The sequence below is a fragment of the Bradyrhizobium shewense genome (assembly GCF_900094605.1).
GTDB classification, from domain to species: domain Bacteria; phylum Pseudomonadota; class Alphaproteobacteria; order Rhizobiales; family Xanthobacteraceae; genus Bradyrhizobium; species Bradyrhizobium shewense.
The window spans coordinates 98,251-114,331 of the sequence record NZ_FMAI01000013.1; the positions used below are offsets into that span (position 1 = coordinate 98,251).

The window sequence follows — 16,081 nt, forward strand, 5'->3', positions numbered from 1 at the left end:
CATCCTTACTCACAACTGTCATCGCCCGGCTCGACCGGGCGATCCAGTACTCCGAGACAGTTATAATTGAACCAAAAAGCCTCGACGTACTGGATTCCCCGCTTTCGCGGGGAATGACAGCGGAGTTTGTGGAGCGGCCTTTGCCACGACGACGACAAACTCTGCTAAGATCAAGCTCACAAAGATACGGAAGGAATCCACCATGAGCTGGCAACCCTCGAACGATCCCGTGCTCGGCGATCCCATGTCCTGCGATGCGCTCGATCTCGTCATCGTGCCGCGCACGCGCGATCTCGGCGACGGATTCGAGGTGCGACGCGCACTGCCGCATGGCAAGCGGCAGATGGTCGGGCCCTTCATCTTCTTCGACCATTTCGGACCGGTGCAGTTCGTCTCCGGCAAGGGCATGGACGTGCGACCGCATCCGCATATCGGCCTTGCCACCGTTACCTATCTGTTCGACGGCGCGATCATGCATCGCGACAGCGAGGGCAACGTCCAGGAGATCGCGCCCGGCGCGATGAATTTGATGACGGCCGGGCGCGGCATCGCGCATTCCGAGCGCACGCCCGAAGCGCAGCGCGCCTCGGGCCAGAAGATGCTGGGCCTGCAAAGCTGGATCGCGCTGCCGGCGGGATCGGAAGAGATCGCGCCGTCGTTCCAGCATTACGGCGCCGGCGATTTGCCGATGATCTCCGAGCGCGATTTCACCGCACGGGTGATCGCGGGCTCGTCGTTCGGCATTACGTCGCCCGTGACGATGGTCTCGCCCTGGTTCTACACCGAGGTCACGGCCGCCGCCGGCGCGAGCGTGCCGCTCGATCCCGATCATGAGGAGCGCGCGATCTATATCGTCGACGGCGAGGTCGAGATCGCAAACGAGCGTTACGAGGCGCCGCGGCTGCTGATCTTCCGCCCGGGCGACCGCATCACCGTGAAGGCGCTGAAAGCGACCCGGATGATGTTTCTCGGCGGCGATGCGCTGGAGGGGCCGCGCCACGTCTGGTGGAATTTCGTATCCTCCAGCAAGGAGCGGATCGAGCTGGCCAAGCAGGACTGGAAAACCGGCCGTTTCGCTGCAGTTCCGCAGGAACATGAGTTCATTCCGCTGCCGGAATAGGCTAATCCGGTTGCCGGCCGTGCCATCCAGTGCGGCCGGATGTCCTGCCTGATAGCCAAGTCTGCGAAAGCTTTGCGATGACCACCATGCTCTCCAGCGACCTGCCCCTGCCCAAGATCGGACGCGGCAAGGTGCGCGATATCTACGCCGTCGACGACGATCGCCTGCTGCTCGTCACCACCGATCGCATCAGCGCCTTCGACGTGGTGATGGGCGAGACCATCCCGATGAAGGGCGCGGTGCTGACGCAAATCAGCGCGTTCTGGTTCAACGAGCTCGAAGGCGTGGTGCCGCATCACATGATCAGCGCCGACACCGACGAGATCATCGCCGCCGTGCCGGCCTTGAAGCCGCACCGCGCCGAGATCCTCGGCCGCGCCATGCTGTCCCGCCGCACCACCGTGTTTCCGATCGAATGCGTGATCCGTGGTTATCTCTCGGGCTCGGCCTGGAAGGAATACGCCGCCAGCGGCACGCTCGCCGGCGAGAAGCTGAAGGCGGGCCTCGTCGAGAGCGAAAAGCTGGAGCCGTCGATCTTCAGCCCGGCGACCAAGGCCGAGACCGGCCACGACGAGAACATCACCATCGCGAAGATGCGCGAGGTCGTCGGCGACGACGTTGCCTACACGCTCGAGAGTATGACGCGTGCGATCTACACGCTCGGTGAGGAACTGGCGCGCGAGCAGGGCATCATCATCGCCGACACCAAGTTCGAATTCGGCCGCGACAAGGACGGCCGCATCATCCTGATCGACGAGGTCATGACACCGGATTCCTCGCGCTTCTGGGCGGTCGATGCCTACAAGCCCGGCCAGCCGCAGGCCAGCTTCGACAAGCAGCCCTTGCGCGACTATCTCGACGTCGAGCGCCGCGCCGGCCGCTGGAACGGTGACGCCCCGCCGCCGCCACTGCCGGCCAGCGTGGTGGAGGCGACCAGCAAGCGGTATCTGGAAGCGTATCGTCGCGTGACGGGGAAAGAGCTGAAGATCTAGGCACGGTTGCTGCCGCACGCCCCGCCTCCTACGTCGACCGTCATTCACACTTCGCTGTCGTCCCGGACAAGCGTAGCGCAGATCCGGAACCGTCCGACGAGCAGAGAATTCGGATTTAAGTGGAGCTCTCATTAGGGCGGCGCTTTGGCTCCATCTGGGCTGCGATCTCGACTCCATTGATCCAGATCAAACCGGGAGCCAACGATAAAAGAATGCTGATCACTCGGCTTGATACAACAACGAGGGAGATTGCCATGAGGCTGGTCGGCACCAAGCGAATGCTACTTGTTGCAGCCGTTCTGGGCTGCGGAATGTTCGGCTCGGCGAACTGGTCGAACGGCACCGGTATCGCACTCGGCGTTTCAAGCGCCGAAGCCAGGGTCGGCCGACCGGCCACCCCAGCGAGCGTCGCCGGCGTTGCACGCCGAACCACGCGGCGCGCGGTCGTCGGTGGCGTGGCTGTGGGTGCGGCAGCTGCCGGCGCAGCATGCGTCCGCGTCTATGTGAACGGCGCCTACGTGTGCCGCTGATGCATTCGCGCCGGCGAGTCCAAATCGCCGGCGCGGGAGCCTCGATTGCCGGTCACACCCCCGCCATCATCACGTATTTGATCTCGACATATTCTTCCATGCCGTGACGTGAGCCTTCGCGTCCCAGGCCGCTTTCCTTGACGCCGCCGAAGGGCGCGACTTCCGTGGTGATGAGGCCGGTGTTGACGCCGACCATGCCCGATTCCAGCGCCTCGGCGACGCGCCAGACGCGGCCGAGATCGCGGGAGTAGAAATACGACGCCAGGCCAAACGGCGAGGCGTTGCACATCGCGACCACATCGGCTTCGTCCTTGAAGCGGATCACCGGCGCGAGCGGGCCGAAGGTTTCCTCCTGCGACACCAGCGAGTCCGGCTTGACGTCGGCAAGCACGGTCGGCTCGAAGAACGAACGCCCGAGCTCGCTGCGCTTGCCGCCGATGACGACCTTCGCGCCGCGCTTGACCGCATCCGCGATGTGGCGCTCGACCTTGTCGACCGCCTTCAGGTTGATCAGCGGGCCCTGCGTGACGCCGCTCTCGGTGCCGTCGCCGATCTTCATCGCGGCGACCTTCTTCGACAGCTTCTGCACGAACTCGTCGTAGATCTTGTCCTGGGCGTAGAGGCGGTTGGCGCAGACGCAGGTCTGGCCCATGTTGCGATATTTCGAGACGATGGCGCCTTCAACCGCAGCGTCGATATCGGCGTCGTCGAACACCACGAAGGGCGCATTGCCGCCGAGCTCGAGGCCAAGCCGCTTCACGCCGACGGAGGCCTGCTGGTAGAGGATCTTGCCGACCGCGGTCGAACCAGTGAAGCCGACGAAGCGCACCGCCGGATGCTCGCACAGCACCTTGCCGATCGGCGGCGCATCACCGGTGATGATGTTGAGCACGCCCTTGGGGATTCCGGCCTTCTCCGCCAGTACAGCCAGCGCCAGCGCCGAGAGCGGCGTTTCATTGGCGGGCTTGAGCACCACGGTGCAGCCGGCGGCGAGCGCCGGGGAGACCTTGCGGGTGATCATCGAGTTCGGGAAATTCCACGGCGTGATCGCGCCGCAGACGCCGATCGGCTGCTTGATCGCGAGCAGCCGCGCGTCGGGCCGCTGCGTCGGAATGGTCTCGCCGTAGACGCGGCGGGCTTCCTCGGCGAAGAACTCGATATAGGCCGCACCGATATCGACCTCGCCGAGCGCTTCCGAAAGCGGCTTGCCCTGCTCTGAGGTCAGGATCAGCGCGAGATCCTCACGGTTGGCGATAATCAGCTCGAACCATTTGCGCAGGATGTTGGAGCGCTGCTTGGCGGTGTGCTTGGCCCAGGCCGGAAAGGCGCGCTGAGCCGCCTCGACCGCCTTGGTGGTATCGTCCGCACCAAGCTGCGGGACTTTTGCAAGCTCGACGCCGGTGGCCGGATTGTTGACGGCGAAGACCGGCGTGCCGACCCAGGCGCCGTCGATGTAGCAGGCCTCCTTCAGGAGCGAGGGGTCTTTCAACCGGTCGCGCAGGGTGGCGGTGGCTTGCGTGGCGCGTGCGGCAGCGGTCGGGGTCATGGCGTTACTCCTCGAACGATCATTTCGGGGCGATCGGATCGGCCGGAATATAGGGACAAGCAGCGCGCAATGCACCGTCCCACAACGCACATCTGATGGGAGCTAAACCGGCAGCGGCCTTAGGCCGCGCCGCTCATATAGGTCTCGCGGCGACCGATCATGCGCTCGGCCGCGGCCTTGGCGTCGGCCTTCGACGACGTTGCGCAGGTACGGTATTCGAGATCGGGAACGTCGGACGGGTTGCGGCGGCCGAACCAGTTCTTGGAGCCCACCGGCAGCAGCGCCAGCGCCTGCGCCAGATTGTCGACTGCACCGAAGGAATAGAGCGCGCCGGTCCCGGCGATGCGCACCTCGTAGATCCCAGGCGAGATCGGCGCCTCCAGGTTCTCGCCCCGTCCGGGACGGGGATAGCGCTTCCATTCGCTCCAGGTCGAAATCATCTGAGGTCCCCCCGCGGCCGCTCGGCGACCGCCCAATTTGCATCAAGTCTTAACGTCGGCCGTCGATTGGCCGAGTGCTGAACGCCGCAACGCACAAAATGTTTCAAGTGCTTCAAACACAGGAATCATATCGCCAGCGCCCATTCACGGTCACGGCGAAATGCGGCCATCCACCGCAGATTGTGACGGAGTGTTGCCGTTCGGCGTGCTTGTCGTCCTGCGTGGGGCACGGACCGTCAAGTCACGACATCGCGACCGCCGCGGGCATCTGGACGCGCTTGCCGCGCGGAGCGTGCGGGAGGACAATCGATCGCTGCCAACAATAATCAAACTCGAGGAAACGCCATGCAAAGCAAAGCTGAGATCGACGAGATTCTGCGTCAGAAGAGCGACGCCAAGGAGATTCCCGGGGTCGTCGCCATCGCCGCCAGCGGTAACGACGTGCTGTATCAGGGCGCGTTCGGCAAGCGCGACCTGTCCAAGCCGGATGCGATGACAGCGGACAGCGTGTTCTGGATCGCCTCGATGACGAAGGCGGTGACGTCGGCGGGCGCGATGCAGCTGGTCGAGCAGGGCAAGCTGTCGCTGGATGCGCCGATCGGTGAAGTGTTGCCCGATCTCGCCGCGCCGCAAGTGCTCGAAGGTTTCGATGCCAAGGGCGAGGCCAAGCTGCGACCGGCCAAGCGGCCGATCACGCTGCGCCAGCTCATGACCCACACCGCCGGCTTCTGCTACAATATGTGGAACGGCGATCTCGCGGTCTATCTCGACAAGAACGGCATTCCCGCGATCACCACGTGCCAGAACGCGGCGCTGAATACGCCTGTCATGACCGACCCCGGCACGCGCTGGGAATACGGCACCAACATCGATTTCGTCGGCAAGGCGGTGGAAGCCGTCAGCGGCAAGCGGCTCGACGCTTACCTGCGCGACAATCTTTTCGCGCCGCTGGGCATGAGCGATACGGCGTTCAAGATCACCGACAGCATGCGCAAGCGCCTCGTCGGCATGCATGCGCGCGGCGAGGACGGCCAGCTCGCATCGATCCCGTTCGAGCTCGAGCAGAATCCGGAATTCCACATGGGTGGCGGCGGCCTCTATTCGACCGCAGCCGACTACATCAAGTTCACCCAGATGATCCTGAACAAAGGGAGCGGCAACGGCAACCAGGTGCTGAAGGCCGACACGATCGCCATGATGAGCCAGAACCAGATGGGCGATCTCAACATGACCAAGATGACGACGGCAGCGCCGATGTACACCAACGACGTCGATCTCTATCCGGAGCAGGTGAAGAAATGGGGCCTCAGCTTCATGATCAACACCGCCAAGACGGCCGAAGGCCGCAGCGCCGGCAGCCTCGCCTGGGCGGGCCTTGCCAACACTTATTACTGGATCGACCCGGCGCGCGACGTCACCGGGGTGATCCTGATGCAGCTGCTGCCGTTCGCGGATGGAAAGTGCCTGGAGGCGTTCGCGGGCTTCGAGCGTGGCATCTATGCCGGGCTCGACGCGGGCAGCGGGAAGAAGGCGGCCTAGCCACTTAGTATGAGGTGCGCGGCGTCGCGCGCCTTCGCCGCAATCGATAACCTCGTGCCCAAGGCCATCGGCTTCAGGCACGAGGCATCAACTTCGAGGAGACGAACTTGGCGAACGATCTAGCAGGCAAAGCCGACAGCTACGTTAGCGGCATCTCGGACACGCCGCTGCTCGGCGACACCATCGGTCGCAGCCTCGACCACGCGGTGCGGCGCTGGAGCGATCGCGAGGCGCTGGTCTCGCCCAGCCACGGCGTCAGATGGACCTGGAAAGAATTCGCCGAGCGGGTCGATGCACTCGCCGCCGGCTTTCTCGCGCTCGGGCTCGAACGCGGGGAACGGATCGGCATCTGGTCGCTGAACCGGCCGGAATGGACGCTGACCCAGTTCGCGGCCGCCAAGGCCGGCCTGATCCTGGTGACGATCAATCCGGCCTACCGGCTCAGCGAGCTGGAATTCGCGCTGAAGAAGGTCGGCTGCGCGGCGATCGTCACCGCAACCGCGTTCAAGACCAGCAATTACATGGAGATGCTCAACACGCTGCTGCCGGAGCTGGCGGGCGCAAAGCCCGGACAGTTGCAGGCGGCGCGATTGCCGGCCTTGCGGATGGTGATCCAGATCGGCGGCCCGGCGGCCTCAGGCACTGTCGCGTTCGAGGAGGTCGCGCGCATGGGCCGGGCGGCGCATCGCGAGCAACTTGCCGCGCTCGGTGCTGCGCTTCAGTTCGACGACCCCGTCAACATCCAGTTCACCAGCGGCACCACGGGATCGCCGAAGGGCGTCACGCTGACCCATCACAACATCCTCAACAACGGCTATTTCACCGGACGCGCGATGCGCCTGACGGAGGCGGACCGCATCTGCATTCCGGTGCCGCTCTATCATTGCTTCGGCATGGTCATGGGCAACCTTGCCTCGGTCACGCTCGGCACCACCATGGTCTACCCGGGCGAGGGCTTTGATCCGCTCGCGACGCTGCGCGCGGTCGAGCAGGAGAAGTGCACCGCGCTGTATGGCGTGCCGACCATGTTCATCGCGGAGCTCGATCATCCCGAGTTCAAGACTTTCAATTTGAAATCACTGCGCACCGGCATCATGGCGGGCGCGCCCTGCCCGATCGAGGTGATGAAGCGCGTCAACACCGAGATGAACATGCGCGAGGTCACCATCGCCTATGGCATGACCGAGACCAGCCCGGTGAGCTTCCAGAGCGCGACGGACGACCCGATCGAACGACGCGTCTCCACGGTCGGCCGCATTCACCCGCACGTCGAGGTGAAGGTCGTCGATCTCGAAGGCAAGATCGTCAAGCGGGGCGAACGCGGCGAGCTCTGCACTCGCGGCTACAGCGTCATGCTGGGCTATTGGGAGGAGAAGGAAAAGACGTCCGACGTGCTCGACGCCAATGGCTGGATGCACACCGGCGACCTCGCCACCATCGACGTATCAGGCTATTGCAACATCGTCGGCCGCATCAAGGATCTGGTGATCCGCGGCGGCGAGAACCTTTACCCGCGCGAGATCGAGGAGTTCTTGTACCGTCACCCCAAGATCCAGGACGTGCAGATCTTTGGCGTCGCCGACACCCGCTACGGCGAGGAGCTCTGCGCCTGGATTCGCGTCAGGCCGGGCGAAACGCTGACGGCCGAGGAGGTCCGCGCCTTCTGCGACGGCCAGATCGCCCACAACAAGATCCCGCGCTACGTGGAGTTCGTCGATGAATTCCCGATGACGGTGACGGGCAAGATCCAGAAATTCGTGATGCGCGATGCCGTGGAGCAGCGGCTGGGATTGAAGGCGGCGAAGACGGCGTGAGGGACTGAACACTTTGCCACGCAATCGCTGTCATTCCCCGCGAAGGCGGGGAATCCAGTACACTGCGGCTTCTCGATTCAATCACAACCGCCTCTGGAATACTGGATCGCCCGGTCGAGCCGGGCGATGACAGCGAGGCTGGTGCCGACTTCCCTAAACCGTCAGCCCGCGCTGCTGGGCCAGCTCCCTCAGCGACACCTGCGGACGCGCGCCGATGTGCTGGATGACTTCGGCGGCCGCGAGCGCGCCGAGCTCGCCGCACTGCTTGTGCGCGAGGTTACGCGAAAGGCCGTAGAGGAAGCCCGCTGCAAAGAGATCGCCGGCGCCGGTGGTGTCCACCAGTTTCGTGACCGGCGAGGCCGGGGCTGCGACAGCGTCGGTCGGTGTCACCACCACGCAGCCCTTCTCGCTGCGGGTGACCACGCCGAGATTGACGTCGTTGCGCAGCTGCTTCAGGGCGGTGTCGAAATCCGAGGTCATGTAGAGCGAATGCAGCTCGGACTCGTTGGCAAAGACGATGTCGACGGTGCCGTTGCGCATGAGCGAGAGAAACTCGTCGCGATAGCGGTCGACGCAGAAGGAATCCGACAGGGTCAGCGCCACCTTGCGCTTGGCATCATGCGCGATCTTGGCCGCCTTGACGAAGGCGTCCTTGGCGTTCTTGGGGTCCCAGAGATAACCCTCGAGATAGACGATGCCAGCGCCGGCGATCTCGGACGGATCGATATCGGCGGGCGAAAGATCCTGCGCGGCACCGAGATAGGTGTTCATGGTGCGCTCGCCGTCACCGGTGACCAGGATGTAGGAGCAGCCGGTGGCGGGGCCGTCCGTCGCGGCGGGCGTGTTGAAGGCGACGCCGGCAGCGCGGATGTCATGGACGTAGAGCTTGCCGATCTGGTCGTCCTTGACCTTGCCGACATAGGCGGCGCGTGCCCCTAAGCTGCCGATGCCGACGATGGTGTTGGCGGCCGAGCCGCCGGAGACTTCCGTGGCCGGCCCCATGTCCTTGTAGATGGCAGCCGCCCGCGCCTCATCGATCAGGGACATGCTGCCCTTGGTCATGCCGTGCTTGCCCAAAAAGGCCTCGTCGGTCCTGACCAGCACGTCGAACAACGCGTTGCCGATGCCGAGAACGTCATATTTCACGTCAGCCATTCACCTTGATCCTGTTTGGCGGATTGCGAACCCTGCGGAAATCCGCTTCCTGTCATCCCGAAATCTGGCTCGCGGCCTATCACGACCGGGCCTGCGCGAGCAAGCAACGGTATGATAAAGAGCCGATGATCCGCTCCTTCCTGACCGTCTCGACGGGAACACTGGCCTCGCGGCTGATGGGCTTTGCCCGCGATTCCCTGATCGCGGCGCTGCTCGGTACCGGCGCCGTGGCGGATGCGTTCCTGGCCGCGTTCCAGCTCGTCAATGTGGTGCGCCGCCTGCTCAGCGAAGGCGCGCTGAACGCGGCGCTGGTCCCGGCCTGGCTGCGCATCCGTGACCGCGATGGGGCGGCTGCTGCGGCGGCGTTCGCCGGACGCGTGCTCGGCACGGTCAGCGCGGCGCTGATCATAATCTCGATCGGCATTGCCCTGCTGATGCCGCTGATCATGACCGTCATCGCGCCGGGCTTTCTCGGTGCCGGCACGCTCGATCTCGCGGTCCAGAACGCGCGGCTGATGCTGCCTTATCTCGCCTTCGCCGGTCCCGTCACCGTGCTGATGGGCCTGCTGAATGCGCAAGGACGCTTTGCGCTCACCGCGTTCTCGCCGCTGCTGTTCAACATCGCGCTGATCGCCGCGATCGCTTTGCTGCTTGTCTGGCACGCTGACGCCGGCTACGCCGCGTGGCTGCTGGCGGCCACGGTCGGCATCGCCGGCCTGCTGCAACTCCTGATGCTGCTGTCGCAGCGCAGTGCGCGCCTCGCCACGCCTCTGCGCGTCAGTTTCGACAAGGAAATGCGCAGCTTCTTCGCCAAGGCGATCCCCGGCATGATCGCAAGCTCGGGACCGCAATGGCTGATGGTGGCCGGCGCGATCATCGCATCGGCGACGCCGTCCGCGGTATCCTGGCTCTATTTCGCCAACCGCCTGATCGAGCTGCCGCTCGGCATCGTCGGCGTCGCCATGGGCACCGTGCTGGTGCCGGAACTGACGCGCGCGGTGAGCGGCGGTGACCGTGATGCGGTGGCGCACGCGCAATCGCGCGCGCTGGAGCTTGCGACCGGGCTGGCGCTGCCGGCAACGCTCGGCCTGATCGTGCTGGCCGAGCCGATCGTGCGGCTGTTGTTCGAGCATGGCGCCTTCGGTGCCGGGGACAGCGCGGCGACCGCGCATGCCTTGATGTGGCTGGCGCTTGGCCTGCCCGCCCACGTGCTGATCAAGGCGCTGTCGCCGGCCTTCTATGCCCGTAGCGATACGATGACGCCGCTGCTGGCGACGGCCAAAGGCTTTGTGGTCGCGGTCGGCCTCGCCGTGCTGCTCGGCCATTTCTTTGGCGCAAGCGGGATCGCGGCGAGCATCGCGGCCGGCGCCTGGAGCAGTGCGCTCTCGCTGCTTCGGAAAGGCACCAGCGAATTCGGCTTCTCGATCGATTCTGCCGCCCGCAAGCGGCTGCCAAGGATCGTGCTCGCCGCCGCGGTCATGGGCGCCCTGCTCTGGCTGACTACAGGCCTGGTGCCCGCCGAGGCGCACGGCTTCATCAAATTCATCGTGCTGGGCGTGCAGATCGCGGCCGGGATCGCCGTTTACGGCTTGCTGCTGCAAATCCTCGGCGCCGCTTCCTGGCGCGAGGCGGTAGCCGCCTTGAAGCGACCCGCCTAGCCCGGCCCGGTGCGCGGGTCCATCGAATTGCCCTTGACGGGGCAGCGCCGCTGTTGGAAACGACGGCCGAATACCTATGGGAAGGCTTACCATGCCATTCGTTGAACGGGTCTTTTCGGGCGTCCAGCCGACAGGCAATCTACACCTCGGCAATTACCTCGGCGCCATCGTCAATTTCGTGAAGATGCAGGAAACCCACAACTGCATCTATTGCGTCGTCGACATGCACGCGATCACGCAAGGCGTGGATGTCTGGGGCGGACCGGCCGAGCTCGCGCGCAACACCCGCGAAGTGACCGCGGCGTTCATCGCGAGCGGCATCGATCCCAAGAAGCACATCGTGTTCAACCAGAGCCAGGTCTCCGGCCATGCCGAGCTCGCCTGGATCTTCAACTGCGTCGCGCGCATGGGCTGGCTCGGCCGCATGACCCAGTTCAAGGAGAAGGCCGGCAAGGACCGCGAGAACGCCTCCGTCGGCCTGTTTGACTATCCCGTGCTGATGGCCGCCGACATCCTGCTTTACCGCGCCACCCATGTGCCGGTCGGCGAGGACCAGAAGCAGCATCTCGAGCTCTCGCGTGACATCGCGCAGAAGTTCAACAACGACTTTGGTGACTCGATCCTCAACCTCGGCGCCAATGACGGCCTGTTCTTCCCGCTGCCGGAACCCCTGATCACGGGCCCGGCGACGCGGGTGATGAGCTTGCGCGACGGCACCAAGAAGATGTCGAAGTCGGATGCGTCGGACAATTCGCGCATCAATTTGACTGACGATGCCGACACCATCGCGCAGAAGATCCGCAAGGCGAAGACCGATCCGGAGCCGTTGCCGTCAGAGGAGAAGGGCCTCGAAGCCCGTCCCGAGGCCGACAACCTCGTCGGCATCTTCGCCGCGCTCTCCGGCCGCCCCAAGGCGGACGTGCTGCGCGAATTCGGCGGCGGCCAGTTCTCCAGCTTCAAGAACGCGCTGGCGGAGCTGTGCGTCACCAAGCTGGCGCCGATCGCCGGCGAGATGAAGCGCCTCGTCGCCGACCCCGGCCATATCGATTCGATCCTGAATGAAGGTTCCGACCGAGCCCGGGCGATCGCCGACGAGACGATGAAGCTCTCCAAGGACATCGTCGGCTTCATCCGCCGGCGCTAGAGACGGTCGGCGCCAGCGCGCCGGCCGCATCTCCTCTCCCCAACCCTGCGGGAGTGTGGCAGCATGCCGGCCGTGCACATGCCGGGAGATGCATGACCAGCAAGCGACTTTGCTTCGAGCCGGGTCACAAGCCCAAATGCCTCGTCGTCGTCGACGAGACCGCCGAATGGGATCGTGCGGTCTACTATGCCAGCCGCTGGGCGATCCGCGCCGGCGGCGGCGTGGTGATGCTGCGCATCATCGAACCCGAACAGCAGAGCCAGGAATGGCTGGGGGTCGCCGACATCATGCGCGCGGAGGCGCAGGAAGCGGCGGAGGCCGCGCTCGACCGCGCCTCGGGCCGCGCCAACGGCATCGCCGCAATCACCCCGGAGCGGGTGATCCGCGAGGGTGTGCCGATGGAGCAACTGCTGGCGGTGATCGACAAGGACCCTGATATCGCCATGCTGGTGCTCGCCGCCAATCCCGGTGCGGAGGGGCCGGGTCCCCTGGTTGCGCTGCTGGCCCACGCGGTCGGAACCTTCCCGATTCCCGTGACCATCATTTCCGGCGCGCTCAGCGACCAAAGCGTGGATTCACTGTCGTAGCGACGGTGCCTCTTACCCTCCCCTGGAGGGGGAGGGTCGATCGCGCGCAGCGCGAGCGGGGTGGGGTGAAGGTCTATCCTCATCGAATACCGCCCGCGTGGAGAGATCACCCCACCCCGGCGCTTCGCGCCGCCCCTCCCCCTCCAGGGGAGGGCGAGCAGCGCCCTAACTCACTGAAATTTATGGACGAAATTGCTCGTTCCCCTTGATCGTGCGTTCTCCGTCGCCATCTGCTAGTGGAGAGAGCACGCGCCGGCCTTGAACCGGCGACGTCTGGAGAAAACCATGTTCATTCAAACCGAAGCCACCCCCAATCCCGCCACGCTGAAATTCATTCCGGGCCGCGTCGTGGTCGACGGCAGCCCGATGGAATTCGCGAGTCGCGAAGCCGCCACCCGCTCGCCGCTGGCCGAAAAGTTGTTCGAGGTGCCCGGCGTCACCGGCGTGTTCTACGGCTCGGACTTCATCACCGTGACCAAGGCAAACGGTGAATGGCAGCAGCTCAAACCCGCGATCCTCGGTGCCATCATGGAGCACTACATGTCGGGCGCGCCGCTGCTCGCCGGCGGCGCGGCGCAAGACGATGCCGATCTCGATGACGAGGACGAGTTCTTCGACGAGGCCGATGCCGAGACGGTCGACATGATCAAGGACCTGATCGAGACCCGCGTACGGCCGGCGGTCGCCAATGACGGCGGCGACATCACCTTCCGCGGCTTCAAGGACGGCATCGTCTATCTCAACATGAAGGGCGCCTGCTCCGGCTGCCCGTCATCGACCGCGACGCTCCAGCACGGCATCCAGAACCTGCTCAAGCACTTCGTGCCTGACGTGGTCGAAGTCCGACCGATGTGAATTGCACGGCCTGCGCACTGATTCACTCCGTCATGCCCGGGCTTGTCCCGGGCATCCTCGTTTTTGGAGCCGCAAAGTCGTGGATGGCCGGGTCAGGCCCGGCCATGACGGCTAGAACCTTAGGCATCATCCAATTGCCAATGCTATGATCACGTCATGCTGATCCTTGCCATCGATACTGCTCTCGACGCCTGCGCCGCGGCCGTACTCGACACCGAAACGGCCGAGCTCGTTGCGCAGGAGCAGCTTCTCATGAAGCGCGGCCACGCCGAGGCCCTGATGCCGATGATCGCGCGCGTGATGCAATCGGCCGATCTCGCCTTTACCTCGCTCGACCGTATCGCCGTCACCGTCGGCCCCGGAAGCTTCACCGGCCTGCGCGTCGGCATTTCGGCGGCGCGCGGCCTCGCGCTCGCAGCCGAGCGGCCGGCGATCGGCCTGACCACCTTGTCCGCCTATGCTGCCGCCATCGTCGGCCAGAGCAAATCGGCACCCGTGATCTCCGCAATCGACGCGCGGCACGACCATGTCTATTTCCAGATCGTCGCCGGCGACGGCAGCCAGCTGGTGCGGCCGAGCGTCGCTCCCGTCGACGAGGCGATCGCAGCCTCGCAATTCGGCGCACCGCATCTGGTCGGCAATGCCGCAAACATCCTCGCCGAGCGCTGGCCGAACGATGTCCCGCAGCCGGTCGCGGTCGACGCGCAGCCCGCGCCCGATATCGGCTGGGTCGCATGGCTCGGCGCCGCCGCCGATCCCGCGACGAATCCGGCCCGGCCGTTCTATCTGAAGGCGCCCGACGCCAAGCCGGCGGCACCGCCGCCATTTGCAGCACAAGCCGCGACCCCATGATGAGATGGCTGTCGGAATGGTGGCGCGGCGGCATCGCCGCCGTCGAGCCCGCATCCGTGCGTGACGCCGCGCAGCTGGCGCAGCTTCACGGCGCCTCCTTCGCGCGCGGCTGGGGCGAGGGCGAATTCGAGAGCATGGTCAGCGAGCGCAACACGCTCGTGCATCGGTTGCGCCTCGGCCGCAGGACGGTCGGATTCGCGGTATCGCGGATCGGGGCGGATGAAGCGGAAATCCTCTCGATCGCGGTGGACCAGGCCTATCGCGGCCGCGGCCTCTCCCGCACGCTGCTGATGACCCATCTCGGCCATCTCGCGGGGCGCGGCGTGCGCACAATATTTCTCGAAGTTGAGGAAAATAACCAGCCGGCGCGGCGGCTGTACGATGGGGCCGGATTCATGGTGGTCGGGCGCCGCGAACGCTACTATAAGCAGCCGAACGGGGAACAATTGAACGCCCTTCTGATGCGACGTGACTTGTCGTAACATTGGTGGCAGAAAGCGCCCCCGCCAGGCAGACAAGCTATGACCGCACTGAAACCTTCTTCCGCATCCAAGGCGTCCGGCATCGAAGCCCGCTGTGCCGCCACCGGCATGCGCATGACCGAGCAGCGCCGTGTCATCGCCCGCGTGCTCGCGGAGGCGATCGATCATCCCGATGTCGAGGAACTGTACCGGCGCTGCGTTGCCGTCGACGACAAGATCTCGATCTCGACCGTGTATCGCACCGTCAAGCTGTTCGAGGACGCCGGCATCATCGAACGCCATGATTTCCGCGAGGGCCGCGCGCGCTACGAGCAGATGCGCGACAGCCATCACGATCACCTCATCAATCTGCGCGACGGCAAGGTGATCGAGTTCACCTCCGAGGAGATCGAGAAGCTGCAGGCGGAAATCGCCCGCAAGCTCGGCTACCGGCTGGTCGACCACCGGCTCGAGCTCTATTGCGTCCCGCTCGACGACGACAAGCCGACGTCTTAAGTGGCATGATCTTGTCGGAAAACCGCTACACACTTTTCCGGATCATGCCTTAGTGCCGATAGACCTCATCATCTTCGATTGCGACGGTGTGCTCGTGGACAGCGAGGTGATCTCCTGTCGCGCGCATGCGGATGTGCTGACGCGTCACGGTTATCCGATCACCTCGGAGCAGGTGCTGGTCCGCTTCCTCGGCGTGTCCGAGAAAGATGCGCGGCGGATGGTCGAGCAGGAGATCGGTCGCAGCCTCCCCCACGATATAGAGCAGCAGGTGAATGCGGCCACGCTGCAATTCTACGCCAGCGATCTGCAGCCGATCACCCATGTGGCTGCGGCGATCGGCGCGATCGATTTGCCCAAATGCGTCGCATCGAGCGGCACGCCGGAGAAGATCACTCACGGCCTGACCTGTGCCGGCCTTTACGACCTGCTCGCTCCGCACATCTTCTCAGCGAGCCAGGTCGCACGCGGCAAGCCCGCGCCCGATCTGTTTCTGTTCGCCGCCCAGCAGATGAAGGTCGCGCCGGAACGCTGCCTCGTGATCGAGGACAGCGTCCCCGGGGTAACCGGCGCGTCCGCGGCCGGGATGACCGTGCTGGGCTTTCACGGCGGCAGCCACTGCCCGCCGGGTCACGCCGAAAGGCTGCGCGCCGCCGGCGCCGGATCGACATTCGATGATATGCGGCAATTGCCGGAGCTGGTCCGACGGATCGAACCGGCCCGCCCCGTGAGGTAGCCTTTGACCGTCATTCCGGGGCACGTGCAGAGCGCGTGAAGCCGGAATCTCGCCCAAAACCTCCGGATTCCGGGGCACGACTGCATCGCACCCCGGAATGACGGCCCAAGAGGCTCCAGTCGCTGGATTTTCGTCCCTC

The 16,081-nt window shown here is 64.9% G+C and carries 16 protein-coding genes; 13 read left to right on the plus strand and 3 right to left on the minus strand.

The window, feature by feature from the left end; translation table 11 throughout:
- Nucleotides 1-202 precede the first annotated feature (202 nt).
- The 3 genes from GA0061098_RS24035 (at nucleotide 203) to GA0061098_RS24045 (ending at nucleotide 2,642) form a co-directional block, all read left to right on the plus strand.
- On the plus strand, nucleotides 203-1,120 hold the full coding sequence (locus GA0061098_RS24035; RefSeq protein ID WP_091962147.1) for a pirin family protein: 918 nt from the start codon (nucleotides 203-205) through the stop codon (nucleotides 1,118-1,120).
- A 77-nt stretch (nucleotides 1,121-1,197) separates the two neighbouring features.
- On the plus strand, nucleotides 1,198-2,112 hold the full coding sequence (locus GA0061098_RS24040) for a phosphoribosylaminoimidazolesuccinocarboxamide synthase (RefSeq protein WP_091962149.1): 915 nt from the start codon (nucleotides 1,198-1,200) through the stop codon (nucleotides 2,110-2,112).
- 254 nt (nucleotides 2,113-2,366) lie between these two features.
- On the plus strand, nucleotides 2,367-2,642 hold the full coding sequence (locus GA0061098_RS24045) for a hypothetical protein (RefSeq protein WP_091962151.1): 276 nt from the start codon (nucleotides 2,367-2,369) through the stop codon (nucleotides 2,640-2,642).
- Nucleotides 2,643-2,694: 52 nt separating this feature from the next.
- Here GA0061098_RS24045 and GA0061098_RS24050 read toward each other — a convergent pair whose 3' ends face one another.
- Together GA0061098_RS24050 and GA0061098_RS24055 are read right to left on the minus strand one after the other, a co-directional pair.
- Entirely contained in the window at nucleotides 2,695-4,188 is a 1,494-nt protein-coding gene (locus GA0061098_RS24050; RefSeq protein ID WP_091962153.1) for an NAD-dependent succinate-semialdehyde dehydrogenase, read from the minus strand.
- Between the two features lie 119 nt (nucleotides 4,189-4,307).
- Entirely contained in the window at nucleotides 4,308-4,628 is a 321-nt protein-coding gene (locus tag GA0061098_RS24055; RefSeq protein WP_018319440.1) for a hypothetical protein, read from the minus strand.
- Nucleotides 4,629-4,973: 345 nt separating this feature from the next.
- Here GA0061098_RS24055 and GA0061098_RS24060 point away from each other — a divergent pair, with 345 nt between their 5' ends.
- Both GA0061098_RS24060 and GA0061098_RS24065 read left to right on the plus strand, forming a co-directional pair.
- Nucleotides 4,974-6,167, plus strand: a complete 1,194-nt coding sequence (locus tag GA0061098_RS24060) for a serine hydrolase domain-containing protein (RefSeq protein ID WP_091962155.1) — start codon at nucleotides 4,974-4,976, stop codon at nucleotides 6,165-6,167.
- A gap of 107 nt (nucleotides 6,168-6,274) precedes the next feature.
- Nucleotides 6,275-7,981, plus strand: a complete 1,707-nt coding sequence (locus GA0061098_RS24065; protein WP_091962158.1) for an AMP-binding protein — start codon at nucleotides 6,275-6,277, stop codon at nucleotides 7,979-7,981.
- A gap of 153 nt (nucleotides 7,982-8,134) precedes the next feature.
- Here GA0061098_RS24065 and GA0061098_RS24070 read toward each other — a convergent pair whose 3' ends face one another.
- Nucleotides 8,135-9,136, minus strand: coding sequence for an adenosine kinase (locus tag GA0061098_RS24070; protein ID WP_091962160.1), 1,002 nt, complete (start codon nucleotides 9,134-9,136; stop codon nucleotides 8,135-8,137).
- Between the two features lie 125 nt (nucleotides 9,137-9,261).
- On the opposite strand from GA0061098_RS24070, the gene murJ reads away from it, so the two are divergent.
- The 8 genes from murJ to GA0061098_RS24110 all read left to right on the plus strand — a co-directional run bounded on the left by murJ (nucleotide 9,262) and on the right by GA0061098_RS24110 (nucleotide 15,942).
- Nucleotides 9,262-10,794, plus strand: a complete 1,533-nt coding sequence (gene murJ, locus GA0061098_RS24075; protein ID WP_091962544.1) for a murein biosynthesis integral membrane protein MurJ — start codon at nucleotides 9,262-9,264, stop codon at nucleotides 10,792-10,794.
- 91 nt (nucleotides 10,795-10,885) lie between these two features.
- Nucleotides 10,886-11,938, plus strand: a complete 1,053-nt coding sequence (gene trpS / locus GA0061098_RS24080) for a tryptophan--tRNA ligase (protein WP_091962161.1) — start codon at nucleotides 10,886-10,888, stop codon at nucleotides 11,936-11,938.
- 92 nt (nucleotides 11,939-12,030) lie between these two features.
- The gene (locus GA0061098_RS24085) at nucleotides 12,031-12,525 is read left to right on the plus strand and encodes a universal stress protein (protein ID WP_165637570.1); all 495 of its coding nucleotides are present in this window, start codon (nucleotides 12,031-12,033) and stop codon (nucleotides 12,523-12,525) included.
- Between the two features lie 285 nt (nucleotides 12,526-12,810).
- Nucleotides 12,811-13,380: a NifU family protein gene (locus GA0061098_RS24090; RefSeq protein ID WP_091962167.1), complete on the plus strand. Its 570-nt coding sequence runs from the start codon at nucleotides 12,811-12,813 to the stop codon at nucleotides 13,378-13,380.
- 156 nt (nucleotides 13,381-13,536) lie between these two features.
- A complete protein-coding gene (tsaB, locus tag GA0061098_RS24095) occupies nucleotides 13,537-14,232 on the plus strand; it encodes a tRNA (adenosine(37)-N6)-threonylcarbamoyltransferase complex dimerization subunit type 1 TsaB (RefSeq protein ID WP_091962170.1) in 696 nt (231 codons plus the stop codon).
- Nucleotides 14,229-14,714 (plus strand): ribosomal protein S18-alanine N-acetyltransferase, encoded by a 486-nt coding sequence (rimI, locus tag GA0061098_RS24100; protein ID WP_091962173.1) that lies wholly within the window; start codon nucleotides 14,229-14,231, stop codon nucleotides 14,712-14,714. The genes tsaB and rimI overlap by 4 nt, the downstream gene beginning before the upstream one ends.
- A gap of 39 nt (nucleotides 14,715-14,753) precedes the next feature.
- A complete protein-coding gene (locus GA0061098_RS24105) occupies nucleotides 14,754-15,209 on the plus strand; it encodes a Fur family transcriptional regulator (protein WP_018319430.1) in 456 nt (151 codons plus the stop codon).
- Between the two features lie 52 nt (nucleotides 15,210-15,261).
- The gene (locus GA0061098_RS24110) at nucleotides 15,262-15,942 is read left to right on the plus strand and encodes an HAD family hydrolase (protein ID WP_091962176.1); all 681 of its coding nucleotides are present in this window, start codon (nucleotides 15,262-15,264) and stop codon (nucleotides 15,940-15,942) included.
- The last annotated feature ends 139 nt before the right edge of the window (nucleotides 15,943-16,081 follow it).